Below are 16,757 nucleotides of genomic sequence, written 5' to 3'. Positions count from 1 at the left end.
GGCTTGGTATTCATGCGGGTTTCAAGGGTTTGTGTGTTCCTTGATGGAACCCGGTGGACGTCAGGTCATTTGCTAGGCCGGAAAGCGCGCGTTGTCCGGCGCCGGCACGAGATTGTCGGGCCACTGCACTTCGAACCGCGTGCCGCCCGCGCCGGTCGGCACGCAGACGGCTTCGCCGTGGTGCGCATGGGCGATCGCCGCGACGACGGCGAGCCCGAGGCCGCTGCCGCCGGGCTGCGACTCGTCGACGCGACGGAAGGCCTTGAACACGTGCGGCGCGAAATCGGCCGGGATGCCGGGGCCGTCGTCTTCGACGCGCAGCCGGCACATGCCTGCTTCGATGCGCGTCTGGATCCGGATCGTGCCGGGCACCGCATGGCGCCGTGCGTTTTCCAGCAGCGCGAGCAGCGCCTGTCGGATGCGCACCGGGTCGCAGCGCATGCGCCGCGGGTCGAGATCGAGCACCGGATGCTGGCCGGCGGCCTGCAGCGCATGCGCGAACACGTCGACCACGGCGCGCACGTCGGCGGCAAGGTCGGCGTCGCGGATCTCGATGCTCAGATGGCCGCCATCCGCGAGGCTGACCACGCGCAGATCCTCGATCAGCCGTGTCAGCCCTTCGACCTGCGTGAGCAGGCTGCGGAACTGCGCTTCGTCGGGCTTGAACACGCCTTCGGCAAGCCCCTGCAGGCGCCCGCGCAGCACCGTGACGGGCGTGCGCAGCTCGTGCGCGATCGCGGCGTTCCAGATCGCCTGTTCGTTGGTCACGCGCTGGAGCTCGTCGGCGAGCGCGTTGAAGTGGTCGGCGAGCAGCGCGGCTTCATGCAGCGAGCGATCGCCTGCCACGGCACGCGCGTCGAGATCGCCGCGCGCGACGCGGCGAATGCTGTCCGTGACCGAATTGAGCGGCACGAGGATGCGGCGCGCGAGATTGACGGCGACCGCGACCGACAGCACGAGGCCGACCGACGTGGTCGCGATCAGCCACAGCCATTCCGGCGCGGTCGGCAGCAAGTTCTTCGTGTTGAAATGCGCGGGCCAGTAGTTGAACGCGACGTAGTAGAAGATGGTGGCGGTGAGCACCATCAGCAGCGTCACGCCGAATACCATCCCGGCCATCGTCAGCGCGATCTGCCGGCTCAGGCCATCGAGCTTCACGTCAACTCCAGAGCTTGTAGCCGACGCCGCGCACGCTGACGGGCACGCCCTGCACGCCGAGGTCGTCCAGCTTCTTGCGCAGCTTGCTGACGTGGCTGTCCACCGTGCGCTCCAGCGCGTCGCCTTCCGGCAGGCAGGTGGCCATCAGCTCGGCGCGGCTGAACACGCGCCGCGGTGCGCGCGCGAGCTGCGCGAGCAGCTTGAACTCGGTGAGCGTCAGCACGAGCGTGTGCCGTTCGCCGCCCACTTCGAGCGTGGCTTCGTGGTGTTCGAGGTCGATCTCGAACGGCGCGACCCGCAGCACGCGCTGCTCTTCCTGGCGGGAGCCGGCCATCGAACGGCGCAGCACTGCCTGCGCGCGCGCGACGACTTCGGCGGGATTGAACGGCTTCACCACGTAATCGTCGGCGCCGATGCGCAGGCCCGTGAGCTTGTCGATGTCCTGGTCGAGCGCGGTCAGCATGATCACGGGCGTGTCGCCGCGATGACGGATTTCGGCGAGCACCTTCCAGCCGTCGACGTGCGGCATCTGGACGTCGAGCAGCACGAGGTCGGGCTTGAGCTGCAGGTGCAGTTCCAGCGCGCGGCGGCCGTCGGCCGCGTGCACTGTGCGCAGGCCGCCGCGCGCGAGATAGGCGGTCAGGATCTCGGCGATCTCGGGTTCGTCTTCGGCGATGAGGACAAGCGCCTGGGCGTCCTGGCCGGCGCTGGAAGGGGGCGTGAGATCAGGCTGGGCCATACGTGTGAGAGTCCATCGGGGTTTCCATCGAGTCGCCATACTACCGCATGGGAAACGCCGTCGAGCAGAGGTCGGGCGGCGGTGCGCGGCGGCGCGCTCATCGATGCGCGTCGAACACGGACACGATCTCGTCGATCGTCGCGCGGATGCGTGCGGTGTGGCGCAGGTCGCGATGCGTGACGAGCCAGACTTCGTATGGCGCTTCCCGCGTCTGCGCGGGCCAGATGCGGGCGAGGCCGTCGCGTTCGCCCATATGCACAGGCACTTCGCCGATGCCGAGGCCCGAGCGCAGCGCGGCGCGCATCATCAGGCTCGAATTCATTCGCCCGACAATGCGACCTGCATCGATCGGCTCGCCGGCGATCGCCGGCTTCCGGCTCGCGTCGACATACGGCTGGTAGACGATCAGGTCGTGCCCCGCGAACGCGCTGCCGCGCATGGGCTCGCCGTGTCGTTGCAGATAGTCGTGCGAAGCGAACAGGCCCATGTCCCAGCAGGCGAGGCGGCGCGCGACGAGATCGGGGTTGTCGGGCCGCACGGTGCGCACTGCGATGTCGGCCTCCCGCTTCGCCAGGTTCAGGAGTTGAGTGGAGGTGTTCAGCGAAACACATACGTCGGGATGCTTCGCATGCAATCGCGCGATCGACGGCATCACGAATTCGATCGCGAGCGCATCGGTCGTCGTGATCTTGACCTCGCCGGCGAGGCGCCGGTCGACACCCTGCGTCAGCCGGACGAGCTCGTGCGCATGCTGCTCCATTGCCTCGGCCGCGCGCAGCGCAAGCTCGCCGACCGGCGTGGTCAGGTAGCCCTTCGACGAGCGCAGGAACAGCGTCGCGCCGAGCATGTGCTCGAGTTGCGCGAGCCGGCGCCCGACCGTCGCCTGGTCGACTCCGAGCGTTTGCGCCGCGCGGCGCAACGTGCGTTCGCGATGAATCGCGAGGAACACGCGTGCGTCGTCCCAGTTCATCGATTGTGCTGACTGATGCATTTTTGCATTCCTCGTTCGGCAATTCACTGCGTGCCCGCGCGCGGCACCGTCCCTAGACTGTCTTCACACCCATTGCGATGCCGCGATTCGAGGATGATCCGCGAATCGGCCGCGCATCGACGAACGTTGAGGATCATATCGTGACTGATGACGTGAAAACCCTGCCCGCCCGCATGACGGCAATCGAAATCGTGCGTCCCGGCGGCCCCGACGTGCTCGTGCCGACCACGCGGCCCGTGCCGTCGCCGGGCCACGACGAAGTGCTGATTCGCATTCATGCGGCCGGCGTGAACGGTCCGGATGTGTTCCAGCGCAAGGGGCTGTACGACCCGCCGCCCGGCGCGTCCGACATCCCCGGCCTCGAGGTGGCCGGCGAAGTCGTCGCCGTGGGCCGCGACGTCACGCGCTTCGCGATCGGCGACGAAGTCTGCGCGCTGATTCCGGGCGGCGGCTACGCGGAATACGCGGTGGCGAACGAGAGCAATACGCTTGCGATTCCCGACGGCCTCGACATGACGGAAGCGGCGGCGCTGCCCGAAACCTTCATGACGGTCTGGCTGAACCTGTTCCAGCGCGGTGGGTTCGTGGCCGGCGACAGCGTGCTGATTCACGGCGGCGCGTCGGGCATCGGCACGACCGCGACGATGCTGGCGAAGGCGTTCGGCGCGTCGACCATCATCACGACGGTGGGCTCGGACGCGCAGCGCGACGCGAGCCTGCGGCTCGGCGCGGATCTCGCGATCGAGTACCGCAACGAGGATTTCGTCGACGCAGTCAAGCGCTTCACCGACGGCAAGGGCGTCGACGTTATCGTCGACATCATCGCCGGCGACTACGTCGCACGCAATTTCGCAGCAGCCGCGATGAACGGCCGCATCGTCCAGATCGGCGTGATCAACGGGCCCGCGAAGGAGCTCGACCTGTTCCCGATGCTCACCAAGCGCCTCACGCACATCGGGTCGACGCTGCGCTCGCGTACCTACGCGGAGAAGGCGCAGCTCATCCGCGAGCTGGAGGAAGCCGTGTGGCCGCTGATCCGGCAAGGCAACGTGAAGCCGCAGGTCTACCAGATCTTCGATCTCCGCGACGCGAGCGCGGCGCACACGCTGATGGATTCCGGCCGCCACATCGGGAAGATCGTGCTGCGCACGCCGGCTTCCGCCGCAGACGGCAAGCGTTCCACATGATCGGGCCGCGCTTCGGCCCGGCAGACGTGGGGGCTGAAAGGCATCGCATACGATGGACTTCATGCCCGTGAATCGACTGCCGCCCATCCCGGCACGAGGATGGACACGTTCCGGTATGGCCGGCAGCGATTGTTTCACACGGGCTTCTGCCCGCCCGGCTGGCGCGCTGCTGCCTCAGATCTGGCCGAGCAGCACCAGTATCACGACAATGACGACGACCAGCCCGACGGTGCCCGAGGGCCAGTAGCCCCAACTTCGGCTGTGGGGCCATGCAGGAAATGCACCGATGAGTATGAGAATCAGAATGATGATAAGGATCGTACCGAGCATCGCACCCCTCCTGGAACGGATTGGACTTCGCGGTTCTCCCGCCAGGGGCAACGAGAGCAATGCATGTGCCGCGACGGCGCGGGCCGAACCGCGGCAAGATCCGGAGCGGAGTGGATTCACGAAATGAATACCCCGGGATTCAGAAAATAAAGTTTAAAAATGTGTTCGCGCCCCCTATGCTGAATCCTTCTGATCTGGCGGGCATGCGATGGCTGAACTTTTTCTGGTACGGCACGGGCAGGCGTCCTTCGGCACGGACGACTACGACCGATTGTCCGCGGCGGGCGAGCAGCAGGGTGTCTGGCTCGGCGAATACTTCGCGCAGCAAGCGCTCACATTCGACCGTGTGATCTGCGGCACGCTGAACCGCCACGCGCAGACGGTCGACGCGATCCTGCGCGGGATGGGCCGCGAAGGCGCGCCGGTCGACCGTCACCCGGGCCTGAACGAATACGATTTCCAAGGGCTGTTCGCGGCCGCCGCGCACGATTACCCCGACGTCGCCCGCCTCGCGGCCGGCTCGATGAAGGAGCATTTCCGCGCGCTTCGGCAGGTGCTGCAGCTCTGGTCGGAAGACAAGCTCGGCGATTCGGCGCCCGAGACCTGGGCGCACTTCCAGCAGCGCGTGGCCGAGGCCCGCGCGGCCATCCACCGCGGCGGCGGCCAGCGCGTGCTGGCGGTGAGCTCAGGCGGCCCGATCGCGGTCACCGTGCAGCAGGTGCTGGCCGCGCCGCCGTCGAGCGCGATCGCGCTGAACCTGCAGATCCGCAACAGCAGTCTTTCGCAGTTTTTCTTCAACGCCGATGCGTTCCACCTCGCGTCGTTCAACGGCATCCCGCATCTGGAGGATCCCGAACGACACGCGCTGCGAACCTACGGCTGACCCACGAACGATCGCGACGATGACGAACCCTACCCAGCAACTCGACGTAGCCCGCCTCACGCGCTATCTGGAAGCGCACGTGCCGGGCTTCGAAGGCCCGGTCGACACGGAGAAGTTTGCCGGCGGCCAGTCGAATCCGACTTTCCTGCTGCACGCGAAGAGCGGCCGCTACGTGCTGCGCCGCCAGCCGCCGGGCGAACTGCTGAAGTCCGCCCATGCGGTCGACCGCGAATTCCGCGTGCTCACCGCGCTGTCGGGCACCGCGGTGCCGGTCGCGCGTCCGTATCACCTCTGCGAAGACCGCGACGTGATCGGCAGCATGTTCTACGTGATGAGCTACGAAGACGGCCGGATCTTCTGGGACCCCGCGCTGCCCGAATTGCCGAAGGCCGACCGCGCCGCATGCTACGACGCGTTGCTGCAGACGATGGCCGCGTTGCACGACGTCGACGTCGAGGCAGTGGGCCTCGCCGACTACGGCCGCCCCGGCAATTACTTCGAGCGTCAGATCGGCGTGTGGACGAAGCAGTACCGCGCGGCGGAAACCGAGCGCCTCGACGCGATGGAAACGCTGATCGACTGGCTGCCGAAGGCGTGCCCGGAGGACACGGGCCGGCCGACGCTGGTGCATGGCGATTTCCGGATCGACAACCTGATGTTCGCGCGCGACAGCTATCGCGTGCAGGCCGTGCTCGACTGGGAGCTGTCGACGCTCGGCAACCCGCTCGCCGATCTCGCGTATCTCTGCATGTGCCTGCGGCTGCCGTCCGGCGGGCAGGTGCGCGGGCTCGCGGGCCAGGATCGCGCCGAACTCGGCGTGCCGGACGAAGCGGCGATCGTCGCGCGCTATTGCGAACTGCGCGGCATCGAGCCGATCCGCGACTGGCACTTCTATCTCGCGTTCAGCTTCTTCCGGCTCGCATCGATCGCGCAGGGCGTGAAGGCGCGCGCGCTGCAGGGCAATGCGTCGAGCGAGCAGGCGCTGCGCGTCGGCGCGATGGCCGGGCGGCTCGCCGAACTGGCCGTCGGCGTGATCGACGCGCATCGCTGAAGCCGTCGCGCAGGACAACATATCAATGGAGGAGCACAGCAACATGGCAACGAATCTGTTCGACCTGACGGGCAAGATCGCACTCGTGACGGGCGCGAGCCGCGGCATCGGCGAGGAAATCGCAAAACTGCTCGCCGAGCAGGGCGCGCACGTGATCGTGTCGAGCCGCAAGCTCGACGACTGCCAGGCCGTGGCCGACGAGATCGTCGCGGCAGGCGGCCGCGCCGAGGCGCTGGCCTGCCACGTCGGGCGTCTGGAAGACATCGCCGCGACGTTCGAGCACATCCGCGGCAAGCACGGCCGCCTCGACATCCTCGTGAACAACGCGGCCGCGAACCCGTATTTCGGGCACATCCTCGATACCGACCTCGCCGCGTACGAGAAGACGGTCGACGTGAACATCCGCGGCTACTTCTTCATGTCGGTCGAGGCCGGCAAGCTGATGAAGGCGAACGGCGGCGGCGCGATCGTCAACACCGCGTCGGTGAACGCGCTGCAGCCGGGCGACCGGCAGGGCATCTATTCGATCACGAAGGCCGCGGTCGTCAACATGACGAAGGCGTTCGCGAAGGAATGCGGGCCGCTCGGCATCCGCGTGAACGCGTTGTTGCCGGGTCTCACGAAGACGAAGTTCGCGGGCGCGCTGTTCGCCGACAAAGCGATTTACGAAACCTGGATGGGAAAGATCCCGCTGCGCCGCCATGCGGAGCCGCGCGAAATGGCCGGCACCGTGCTGTATCTCGTGTCGGACGCGGCGAGCTACACGAACGGCGAATGCATCGTCGTCGACGGCGGCCTGACGATCTGAGCGCGCGATGAAGATCGACAGCTACGCAGGGCAAGCCGTGATGATCACCGGCGCCGCGAGCGGCTTCGGCGCGTTGCTCGCGAGCGAGCTGGCCGCGATGGGCGCGCGCGTCGCGCTCGGCGACCTGAACGGCGACGCGCTCGAACGCGTGGCCGCGCCGCTGCGCGCGGCCGGCGCCGACGTGATCGCGCAACGCTGCGACGTGCGCGTCGAGGCGGAGGTCGCATCGCTGGTACAGGCGGCGGCCGAGCGTTTCGGCCGGCTCGACGTCGGCATCAACAACGCGGGCATCGCACCGCCGATGAAGGCGCTGATCGACACCGACGAAGCCGATCTCGACCTGAGCTTCGCGGTGAACGCGAAGGGCGTGTTCTTCGGGATGAAGCACCAGATCCGCCAGATGCTCGCGCAGCGCTCGGGCGTGATCCTGAACGTCGCGTCGATGGCCGGGCTCGGCGGCGCGCCGAAGCTGGCGGCCTACGCGGCGTCCAAGCATGCGGTGGTCGGGCTCACGAAGACGGCGGCCATCGAATACGCGCGCCACGGCATTCGCGTGAATGCGGTGTGCCCGTTCTACAGCACGACGCCGATGGTCACCGACGGCGATATCGGCGACCGCCAGGATTTTCTTGCGCAGGGCTCGCCGATGAAGCGGCTCGGCCGGCCCGAGGAAATCGTCGCGACGATGCTGACGCTGTGCGCGAAGGAAAACACTTATCTGACCGGGCAGGCCGTCGCCGTCGACGGCGGTGTCTCGGCCTTCTGACCGAATCGAACGAACGGAATCGAGGAGTCGATCATGGACTTTGGCTACACCCCGAAAGTGGAAGAACTGCGCAGCCGCGTGCGCGCATTCATGGACGCGCACATCGTGCCGCGCATTCGCCAGTGGAACGAGGAAGTGCACGCGGGCCAGTATCCCGTGTCGTTCATGGAGGAACTGAAGGCGCGTGCGAAGGCGGAAGGGCTGTGGAACCTGTTCCTGCCGCACCTGAAGGACGACGAGCCCGGCATGGGGCTGACGAACCTCGAATACGCGCCGCTCGCCGAGATCATGGGGCGGGTGGGCTGGGCGTCGGAAGTGTTCAACTGCAACGCGCCGGACACCGGCAACATGGAACTGCTGCACATGTTCGCGACGCCCGAGCAGCGCGAACAGTGGCTGAAGCCGCTGCTGCGCGGCGAGATCCGCTCGGCGTTCGCGATGACGGAGCCGGATGTGGCGTCGTCGGATGCGACGAACATCACGACGCGCATCGAGCGCGTGGGCGACGAGTACGTGATCAACGGCCGCAAGTGGTTCATCACGAACGCCGCGCATCCGAACTGCAAGATTTTCATCGTGATGGGCAAGACCGATCCCGAGGCCGCGTCGCACCAGCAGCAGAGCATGATCCTCGTGCCGCGCGACACGCCGGGCGTGACGATCGTGCGCAACATCACGGTGGTCAATCACCACGCGCCGGAAGGGCACTGCGAGATCACGTTCGACAACGTGCGTGTGCCGGCGAGCAACCTGCTCGGCGAGGAAGGCAGCGGCTTCGCGCTCGCGCAGGCCCGCCTCGGGCCGGGCCGCATCCACCACTGCATGCGCTCGATCGGCGCGGCCGAGCTTGCGCTGGAGATGATGATCGATCGCGCGCAGTCGCGCGTCGCATTCGGCAAGCCGCTGAACAAGCACGGCACGGTCGGCGAATGGATCGCGCGCTCGCGCATCGAGATCGAGCAGGCGCGTTTGCTCGTGCTGAAGGCCGCGTGGATGATCGACAAGGTCGGCGCGAAGGCTGCCCGCAAGGAAATCTCGATGATCAAGGCGCTGGTGCCGACCGTCTATACGGACGTGTGCGACCGCGCGATGCAGGTGTTCGGCGCGGCGGGGTTGAGCCCCGATACGCCGCTCGCCGACCACTGGACCTGGGGCCGCGCGCTGCGCTTCGCCGACGGCCCGGACGAGGTGCACCTGCAGGCGATCGCGCGCATGGAAATCAAGGACGGCGAGCCGGGTTCGACGGCCGCGTACCTGACGCCGCCGCTGCGCGGCTGAGCATCGCGCCACGATGCGCAGGGCCGTGGACGAACGGGAGGCGCACGCCGTAAGATGCCGGCAAGGAGATCCGGCGATGCGCCTTTCGAAGATTGACCTGAACCTGTTCGTCGTATTCGACGCGATCTACACCAAGCGCAACCTGACGCGCGCGGCCGAGGTGCTGAACATCACGCAGCCGGCCGTCAGCAACGCGCTGGCGCGGCTGCGCAAGACCCTGAACGATCCGCTGTTCGTCAGCACGCCGGCCGGGATGATGCCGACGCCGCTGGCCGAGAACATCGTCGGCCGCGTGCGCGAGGCGATGCAGCTGCTCGACTCGAGCGCGCACGAAGGCGACGTGTTCGATCCGGCGTCGTCGACGCGCGTGTTCCGGATGAGCATGAGCGACCTGACCGAGGCGCTGCTGTTGCCCGCGCTCGGCGAACTGCTGCAGACGCATGCGCCCGGCATGCACGTGCGCAGCTACACGATGGACCGCCGCGAAGTCGCGACCGCGCTCGCGAACGGCTCCGTCGACATCGCGATCGATGCGCCGCTGATCGGCGATCCGCACCTGCACCAGGCGCTGCTCGTGCGCGACCGCTATGCGTGCATGATCCGCGACGATCATCCGTTCAAGGGCGACACGCTCACCATGGACGACTACCTTGCGCTGGGGCACATCCACGTGTCGAGCCGCCGCAAGGGCAGCGGGCACGTCGATGCGGAGCTGACGCGCCTCGGTCTGCGCCGCACCATCCAGATGCGCGTGCAGCATTACATGGTCGCGCCGCTGATCGCGATGCGCAGCGATCTCGCGCTGACCGCGCCGCTGCGGCTGCTGCAGCGCTATCCGGCACGCATTCTCGAACTGCCGTTCGGGATGCCGGGCCTCGAATACTTCTGCTACTGGCATCGCAGCGCCGATCAGGATCAGGGCAGCCGGTGGCTGCGCGAGCAATTGATGACGTTGATGGGCGGGATCGGCGACGCGCAGTGATGTGGGTGCGGGGCACGCCAACGGGGGCGATGCGGCAGCGGGGCGGCGCCACCGCCCGTTCCGGTCGAAGGCGCGCCCGTCACGATGCCGTGCGCAGCCCCTCTCTCGGCCCGTGCCCGGTCCACCGCTTGAACGCGCGACGGAAGTTGTGCGCGTCGCTGAAGCCGACTTCGTGCGCGACATCCTCGATCGACAGCCGCGGGTTGCTCAGCAGCGTGAACGCGCGCTTCCTGCGGATCGTATCGATCACCGTCTGATACGACACGCCCTGATCGGCGAGCCGCCGCCGGAGTGTGCGCTCGCTCATGCACAGCTGCGCGGCGATCTCGGCGAGCGACGGCGCATGGCGCAGGTCGCGCCGCATGATCCGTTCGATCGATTCGAGAAATTCGGTGCCCTCGGGTTCGGGCGGCAGCGCGTCCTTCAGGAATTCGAGCGCCTGGCGATGCGCGAGCGGATCGTGGGTCGCGATCGGACGGTTGCCGAGCGCCGCGTCGCAGGAGAACAGGTTCTGCTCCTGTTCGAACCGCACCGGACACGGGAACACGCGTGCGTACTGCTCCGCATAGGCGGGCGGCGGGTAGCTGAGATCGACGCCCTTCGGCTGGAACGCGGGGCCGACGAGCGAGCGCCCGATCTTCATGAAGCTGCCGAATGCTTCCTCGACGAGGAACGCCTCGATGTCGGGTTCGAGGAAGACATTGGTCGCGCGGATCGACAGCGTACGCGCATCCGACGTCACCTCGAAGCGCAACAGCGGCCCCGTGTGGCGCTGCAGTTCCATCCCGACCGCGATTGCGTCCTTCAGCGTCGAGCTCGTCAGCATCGCATAGCCGACCAGCCCGATCGACGCAATCGTCTCGCTCGTGCCGAGTTCGAGGCCGAGCGCCCGCCCCGGCGCCATGTCGAGCGCGCGGCGGATCATCGTGCTCGCCTGGCGCAAGGAAATCCGGCACGACGGATTCGACAGGTCCGCGACGTCGAAGCCGAGCCCGAGGCACAGCCGCGTGGGGTCGATGCCCAGTTCCTTGCTCGTCTCCGCGAGGCACCGCAACAGATGGACCGGCAGATTCGCCGTCGTATAACGGTCGGGTTCGTCCATGGATGCTCCGTATTTTTTTCCATGGATTGTACTCGTCCCGCCCGGCCGGAAACCCGGTGCCGCCCAGGCCGCGATTGCCCACATCCCGCGCGGCCCCGCGTCAGAAGTAGTGGCGCAGGCCGACCGTCGCGCCGAGCTGCGTGGTGCTCGTGCTCGGCGCCTGTCCATTGATGCCGACCAGCTGCGCGCCGATCAGGCCGCCGCGATAGATCGCGTAGTCGACTTCCGCGTAGAGCATGCTGCGTTTCGACAGGCTGTAGCCGGCGATCACCTGGAACTGCCGCGCGCGGCCGTCGAAGTCCGGCGTGTAGCCCGACTGCGTGGTCCACCACGCGTTGACGGCGGCCGTGAACGCCGACGTGAACCGGTAGGTCAGCCCCGCGAGCGCCATCTTGCGGCGCCGGAACCCGCCGGGCGTCGACGGGTCGACCACCTGCGCGGGCGAGATGATGCCGAGCGCGGCAAGATCGGTCGGGCTGAACGGGCCGTTCTCGAACGACGTGAAGTCGTTGTCGCGCGCGTTCTCGATGTAGCCGGCGTTGACGGTCGCGTTGCCGATCGTGACGGAGCCGCCGCCGCCATAGATGTCGAATTTCGCGTGCGTGACGTCGTCCCAGCTGCGCATGAACGACGCGCCGACCGTGAACGGCCCCTTGTCCGGCGCATACGCGACCGCTGCGCCGGCCTGGCTGCCCAGCGCGCCGCCGCCCGCATGGCCGCCCGGCGCGTACTGCGCGAGGAGGTACAGGCTGCCGAGCTGCGCGCCGTACTGGATCATGTTGCTGGTGCGCGAGCCCGCGAGCATCGTCTGCTCGGGCTTGAACAGGTTGAAGTACGGATCCTGCGCGCCGGCCCACAGGTTCGAGCCGTAGGTCAGCGACACCATCTCGAACGGCACGTTGTACTGGCGGCCGAGCGCGAGCTGGCCGAGCGACGTCGACGTCAGCCCCACGTACGCGACCTCGAAGAAGTTCGGCGAGCCGGCCGGCACGATCGCGCCGCTGTTCGGGCCGAAGTGGCTTTCCACGTTGAACTGCGCGGACAGCCCGCCGCCGAGATCCTCCTGCCCCTTGAGGCCCCAGTAGCTTTCCGTCAGGCCGCCGCCGTCGGCCATCGAGATCTTGCGGCCCGTCGACACCGGCATGCCGTCGGCGCCGTACGACACGCCGTGCGTTTCGTAGCGGATGCCCGCATCGATCACGCCATACAGCGTCACGTTGCTTTGCGCGTGCGCGCCGGTAACGGCCAGGGCCAACATCGCGCAGCACGCGGCGCGAACGCTATCGTGACGATTCATTATTGTGTACTCCGCATCGAGTTGGGGATGGACGGTTCGTACCGCCGGAAACGAATGGTGAAAGCCAGATTTGCGCGGGCCAAGGCTGCGGCGGCCATTCTCGTGGTGCGTCGCGGCCACGGCATGACGCACTGCGGTCAGGGCGACGGCGACGCGCGCGCCACCGCACCGGGCGCCGCGCGGCGCAGCGCGAGCCGCACGAACGGGGCAGCGGCCAGCACGGCCACGCACAGCACGTGAGCGACGCGCGAGCCGCCGAAGCGGCCGAGCAGCGCGCCCGACAGCGCGGTGCCGATGCCGGCCGCGAAGAACGTGACGACGAGCGTGCGCGCGACCAGCGAGCCGTCCGGGTCGACGTCGGACAACATCCCGGTGAGGAACGGCACGATCACGAAGAACGCGCTGTTCAGCACGAACTGGCTCAGGAAGTACGCGCTGCCGCCGCGCGCGCTGAAGAACCATTCGATCGACGCGATCATCGCGAGCTGCGCGGCCCAGATCAGCGCGAGGCGGTGCGTGTGGCTGGCCGGATGCGACGGAATTACCGCGCCGGCGAAGCCGAGCAGCGACGACACCGACAGCAGCACGCCGATCGTCGTCGGCGACAGCCCTGCACGCTCGCCGACGAAGCCGGCGATTGCCCATTGCGATGCCTGCACGCCGTAGACGAGCGCCGTCACGACCCAGATCGCGATCACCGGCCGCCACGGCAGCGTGCCGGCGCGCACGTGGGTCTGCGCCGGTGCGCTCGCGAACGCGTCGATATCGCGGATCGCGGGCGCCAGTGCGGCGACGACGGCCGCCAGCAGCGCGAACACCCAGTGCCCGATCCAGCCGGCCGGCAACGCGGAGATCAGCACGAGGATGCCGCCGTTGATGATGCCCGCGAGCAGGTTGATCTGCCCCCACAGGCGGTCGGTCGACGCGCGCTGCGACACGCCGGACGCGACGACGACGAACAGCATCCCTTCGAACAGCCCCGTCATCCCGCGCGCGAGCGCCGCGGACACGATCCCGGGCGCGATCGCGCTGAGCGCCTGCCCGGCGATCGTGCCGACGAGGCCGGCCAGCGTGAACGGCCTGGCGGCGCGCGCGATACGGTGCGACAGCAGCGCGCAACTGATCGCGATGCCGAGGATCTCGGCGCTGACGAGCGCGGTCGCGGTGCCTTCGTCGAGCCGGAAGCGCGTCATCACGGCCGCGACGAGGAACGGCGACAGGATCAGGCCGTTGGTGGCCGCCGCGAACGCGAGCGCAAGGCGGACGACGGCGCCGGTCGACGGATCGGGGCGCGACTGCGCGGCGGCATGCAGGGTGGCGGTGCTCATGAAGCCTCCTGGTTGGATCGCGGCCGATCATGTATGACGTTTGCCGTTTCGTGCATCGGGTGTGTCCCTCGGCGAGCCGGCGTGGCGCGGGCGGTTGACGCGCCGCTTGCGCCTGCATGTTGCGGCAGGCCGAACAGCGTGCGCAGGTACGGCGTCAGGAAGCGGCCGTGCGGGTCCATCCGTTCGCGCAGCGCGAGGAAATCGTCCCAGTGCGGGTAGCACGCCGCCAGCTCGGCGGCTTTCATCGCATGCACCTTGCCCCAGTGCGGCCGCCCGCCATGATTGCGGCAGATCGCCTGCACGCCCGAGAAGTACGCGTCGAACGGCATCCCGCGATACTGGTGCACCGAGATGCGCACGCTGTCGCGCCCGTAGTCGGGGCTCAGCCAGATGTCGTCGCCGCGCACCCAGCGGTATTCGATCGGGAACATCAGCGGGAAGCTGCGGCGCGCGATGAACGCGCGGATTTCGCGCAGTGCGTCGGCGCCGCGCTCGGCCGGCACCGACCATTCCATTTCGTTGAAGCGCACGCGGCGCACCGTCGACAGCATCGCGTAGCTCGCATCCACGTGCCGGCCGGCCGACACCGTCGATGCGCACAGCCGGCTCAGCGCCGGGCACAGCGACGGCACGCGCCGGCCGAGCCCGCACAGCGCGCCGAACACGGTGTTCTCGAGGAACGACTCGGACGCGCGGCTCGCCCAGTGCACCGAGTCGGCCGGCTCGTCGGTCATGTCCCACGCCTTGGTCAGCACGGCGTCCGTATGCGGGAACCAGTAGAACTCGAACGAGCGGTGCTTCGCGATCAGTGCGCTCGCCTGCGCGAGGCAGTCGTCGAGCTGCATGCCGCCGCGCTCGAGGCGCAGCTTGAACGCGGGCACGAGGCGCAGGCCGATCTCGGTCAGCACGCCGAGCGCGCCGAGCCCGATCCGGCCGCCGGCGAACAGGTCGGGATGCGTGTCGGCGCTCGCGCGGATCTCGCTGCCGTCCGCGCACATGAAGGTCAGGCTGTCGATCTGCGTCGACAGATTGCCGAGCGTGATGCCGGTGCCGTGCGTGCCGGTGCTGGTCGCGCCGGCGATCGACTGCACGTTGATGTCGCCGAGGTTCTCCATCGCGAGGCCGTGGGCAGCGAGCGCCGGGCCCAGCGCCCACAGCCGCGTGCCGGCATGTACGCGCGCGACACGCCGGTCGTGGTCGACGTCGATCACGCCCTGCATCGCGTCGAGCGACAGGATCACGTCGTCGGTCTGCACGAGCGGCGAGAACGAATGGCCGGCCCCGGCCGCGCGCACGGTGGCGCCGGCGGCGGCCGCGTCGCGCAGCACCGCCGCGAGGCCGGCGGGCGACGCAGGCGTCGACACGGTTGCATCAGGACTGCAGACATATCCCGACCAGTTGCGCCACATGGCATTGTCTCCGCGGTTGTCGTTTGAATGGATTGAACGGGTTTATCGGTTTGAGCGACGGGCCGCGCGGCCCGCTAGAAAAAGCTCTTGCCTTCCCCGCGGTAGGTGGGCGCCTCGCCGACCACGTGGCCGCCGCGGATCAGCAGCAGCGTGTTGAAGCGTTCGCACAGCTCGCCGGCCTTTGCGTGGCGGAACAGGATCGGATCGCCGATCGCCGGTGCGACGCCGCGTGGCACACGCACGGGCGTCTGCACTTCGCCCGCGCCTTCGTTGTCGATCAGCATGCAGCCGGCCGGCAGCCACGGCCTCGGCAGGCGGCTCTTGCCGGCCGGGCCCGATGCGATATAGCCGCCACCCGAGCAGGTCACGATGCCCGGCTGCGGAATCCGCACGACCGGCAGCGCGAAACCGGCGGCCGGCTGCGCATGAAACGCCGCGTAGTGGTCGAACAGCGCCGGCGCGTAGAGGCCGGAGCCGGCCGCAAGCTCGGTGACCGACGCATCGCCGAGCGTGCTTTCAATGCTGCCGGTGCCGCCGCCGTTCACGAAGCGCAACGTGTGGCCCGCCGCCGCGAGCGCCCGCACGGCCGCGTGGCGGCGCGCGTTGATTTCGCGCGCCGAGCGGCGCTTCAGGTGACGCACCAGCGCGTTGCGCGCGCCGTTGCCGGGCTCCGTGTCGGCCACGCCGGCGATCTGCCCTTCGTAGCCCATCAACCCGTCGAGCCGCACGTGCTGCCGCTCGTCGATGCGGTTCGCGAGCGCGAGTACGCCGGCCACGTCGCGCACCGGCGAGCGGTACATGCCGAAGTACAGGCCCGGATACGCGGACGACATGTCGAGATCGATCGCGAGCGGGATCGTCACGCGCTCCGCGTGTGCGATGCGGTCGATCGCGTCGACCTGCGCGGCGTCGTCGACCATCAGCGTGATCGAGCGGCCGCGCCTGAGCTGCGCGGCCACCGCGCGCAGGTCGTCGGGCTCGACGGTCGGATACGCGACGACGATGTCGTCGAACCCGCCGTCCGCGAGCCACGCGGCTTCCGCTGCCGCGTAGCACAGCAGCCCCTGCATGAACGGGCCGGCGGCGAGCACCGCGCCGATCAGTTCGCGCGAGCGCACCGACTTCGTCGCGAGCCGGATCGGCAGGCCGCGTGCGCGGCGCTTCAGGTCGGCAAGGTTCGCGTCGAGGCAGTCGAGGTCGACGAAGGCGGCAGGTAGCCGGCGGCCCGCGAGCGCGTCGCGATAGGTCGGATAGCCGTGGACGGCGGCGGGTGCGCGATGCGGAAGGTCTGCACGACTCATGGAACGGGCTCGGGTGGGTAGGGGTGTCGCGCCGACCGTTCGGCGCGTGTCGGAAACCAGCATAGGGCTGGCCAAAATGACGACCAAGCGCTCAGCGGGTCGTTCGACGGGTCCTATCCGGCCATCCGTATCGGCCACGCGATTGCG

General features: G+C 68.4%; 16 protein-coding genes. 7 read left to right on the top strand and 9 right to left on the bottom strand.

Annotated features, from left to right (window positions below; all coding sequences use genetic code 11):
* Window positions 1-72: 72 nt before the first annotated feature.
* The 3 genes from C5O79_RS34260 to C5O79_RS34250 form a co-directional block, all read right to left on the bottom strand.
* Entirely contained in the window at window positions 73-1,158 is a 1,086-nt protein-coding gene (locus tag C5O79_RS34260) for an ATP-binding protein (protein ID WP_047852031.1), read from the bottom strand.
* A gap of 1 nt (window position 1,159) precedes the next feature.
* A complete protein-coding gene (locus C5O79_RS34255) occupies window positions 1,160-1,897 on the bottom strand; it encodes a response regulator (RefSeq protein ID WP_122474640.1) in 738 nt (245 codons plus the stop codon).
* A 97-nt stretch (window positions 1,898-1,994) separates the two neighbouring features.
* Window positions 1,995-2,888 (bottom strand): LysR family transcriptional regulator, encoded by an 894-nt coding sequence (locus tag C5O79_RS34250; protein WP_236862351.1) that lies wholly within the window; start codon window positions 2,886-2,888, stop codon window positions 1,995-1,997.
* A 173-nt stretch (window positions 2,889-3,061) separates the two neighbouring features.
* Between C5O79_RS34250 and C5O79_RS34245 the strand changes: the two genes are divergently transcribed.
* Complete coding sequence (locus C5O79_RS34245; RefSeq protein ID WP_122477246.1) at window positions 3,062-4,075, top strand: NAD(P)H-quinone oxidoreductase; 1,014 nt, start codon at window positions 3,062-3,064, stop codon at window positions 4,073-4,075.
* Between the two features lie 174 nt (window positions 4,076-4,249).
* Here C5O79_RS34245 and C5O79_RS34240 read toward each other — a convergent pair whose 3' ends face one another.
* Entirely contained in the window at window positions 4,250-4,405 is a 156-nt protein-coding gene (locus tag C5O79_RS34240; protein WP_047852028.1) for a DUF3309 family protein, read from the bottom strand.
* A 208-nt stretch (window positions 4,406-4,613) separates the two neighbouring features.
* Here C5O79_RS34240 and C5O79_RS34235 point away from each other — a divergent pair, with 208 nt between their 5' ends.
* The 6 genes from C5O79_RS34235 to C5O79_RS34210 all read left to right on the top strand — a co-directional run bounded on the left by C5O79_RS34235 (window position 4,614) and on the right by C5O79_RS34210 (window position 10,173).
* Complete coding sequence (locus tag C5O79_RS34235) at window positions 4,614-5,288, top strand: histidine phosphatase family protein (protein WP_122474641.1); 675 nt, start codon at window positions 4,614-4,616, stop codon at window positions 5,286-5,288.
* A 19-nt stretch (window positions 5,289-5,307) separates the two neighbouring features.
* Entirely contained in the window at window positions 5,308-6,339 is a 1,032-nt protein-coding gene (locus tag C5O79_RS34230) for a phosphotransferase (protein WP_047852026.1), read from the top strand.
* Between the two features lie 43 nt (window positions 6,340-6,382).
* Entirely contained in the window at window positions 6,383-7,147 is a 765-nt protein-coding gene (locus C5O79_RS34225) for an SDR family oxidoreductase (RefSeq protein WP_122477249.1), read from the top strand.
* Between the two features lie 7 nt (window positions 7,148-7,154).
* Window positions 7,155-7,913: a glucose 1-dehydrogenase gene (locus C5O79_RS34220; RefSeq protein WP_047852025.1), complete on the top strand. Its 759-nt coding sequence runs from the start codon at window positions 7,155-7,157 to the stop codon at window positions 7,911-7,913.
* A 33-nt stretch (window positions 7,914-7,946) separates the two neighbouring features.
* The gene (locus C5O79_RS34215; protein ID WP_131932148.1) at window positions 7,947-9,191 is read left to right on the top strand and encodes an acyl-CoA dehydrogenase family protein; all 1,245 of its coding nucleotides are present in this window, start codon (window positions 7,947-7,949) and stop codon (window positions 9,189-9,191) included.
* Between the two features lie 76 nt (window positions 9,192-9,267).
* Entirely contained in the window at window positions 9,268-10,173 is a 906-nt protein-coding gene (locus C5O79_RS34210) for a LysR family transcriptional regulator (protein WP_047852023.1), read from the top strand.
* 79 nt (window positions 10,174-10,252) lie between these two features.
* Here C5O79_RS34210 and C5O79_RS34205 read toward each other — a convergent pair whose 3' ends face one another.
* From C5O79_RS34205 to C5O79_RS34185, 5 genes are all read right to left on the bottom strand, one after another.
* Window positions 10,253-11,275 carry an AraC family transcriptional regulator gene (locus C5O79_RS34205; RefSeq protein WP_122474643.1) on the bottom strand — a complete coding sequence of 341 codons (1,023 nt, stop codon included), beginning with the start codon at window positions 11,273-11,275 and terminating at the stop codon, window positions 10,253-10,255.
* Between the two features lie 100 nt (window positions 11,276-11,375).
* Entirely contained in the window at window positions 11,376-12,572 is a 1,197-nt protein-coding gene (locus C5O79_RS34200) for a porin (protein ID WP_122474644.1), read from the bottom strand.
* A 137-nt stretch (window positions 12,573-12,709) separates the two neighbouring features.
* Window positions 12,710-13,900 carry an MFS transporter gene (locus C5O79_RS34195; protein ID WP_122474645.1) on the bottom strand — a complete coding sequence of 397 codons (1,191 nt, stop codon included), beginning with the start codon at window positions 13,898-13,900 and terminating at the stop codon, window positions 12,710-12,712.
* Window positions 13,897-15,309 carry a D-arabinono-1,4-lactone oxidase gene (locus C5O79_RS34190; protein ID WP_122474646.1) on the bottom strand — a complete coding sequence of 471 codons (1,413 nt, stop codon included), beginning with the start codon at window positions 15,307-15,309 and terminating at the stop codon, window positions 13,897-13,899. The genes C5O79_RS34195 and C5O79_RS34190 overlap by 4 nt, the downstream gene beginning before the upstream one ends.
* 74 nt (window positions 15,310-15,383) lie before the next feature.
* The gene (locus C5O79_RS34185; protein ID WP_122474647.1) at window positions 15,384-16,610 is read right to left on the bottom strand and encodes an amino acid deaminase/aldolase; all 1,227 of its coding nucleotides are present in this window, start codon (window positions 16,608-16,610) and stop codon (window positions 15,384-15,386) included.
* Between the last annotated feature and the right edge of the window lie 147 nt (window positions 16,611-16,757).

This window comes from Burkholderia sp. SRS-25, assembly GCF_004343765.1.
GTDB classification, from domain to species: domain Bacteria; phylum Pseudomonadota; class Gammaproteobacteria; order Burkholderiales; family Burkholderiaceae; genus Burkholderia; species Burkholderia contaminans.
Note: the sequence above shows the minus strand (reverse complement) of the source record. Positions and strands in the feature narration are given on the sequence as shown.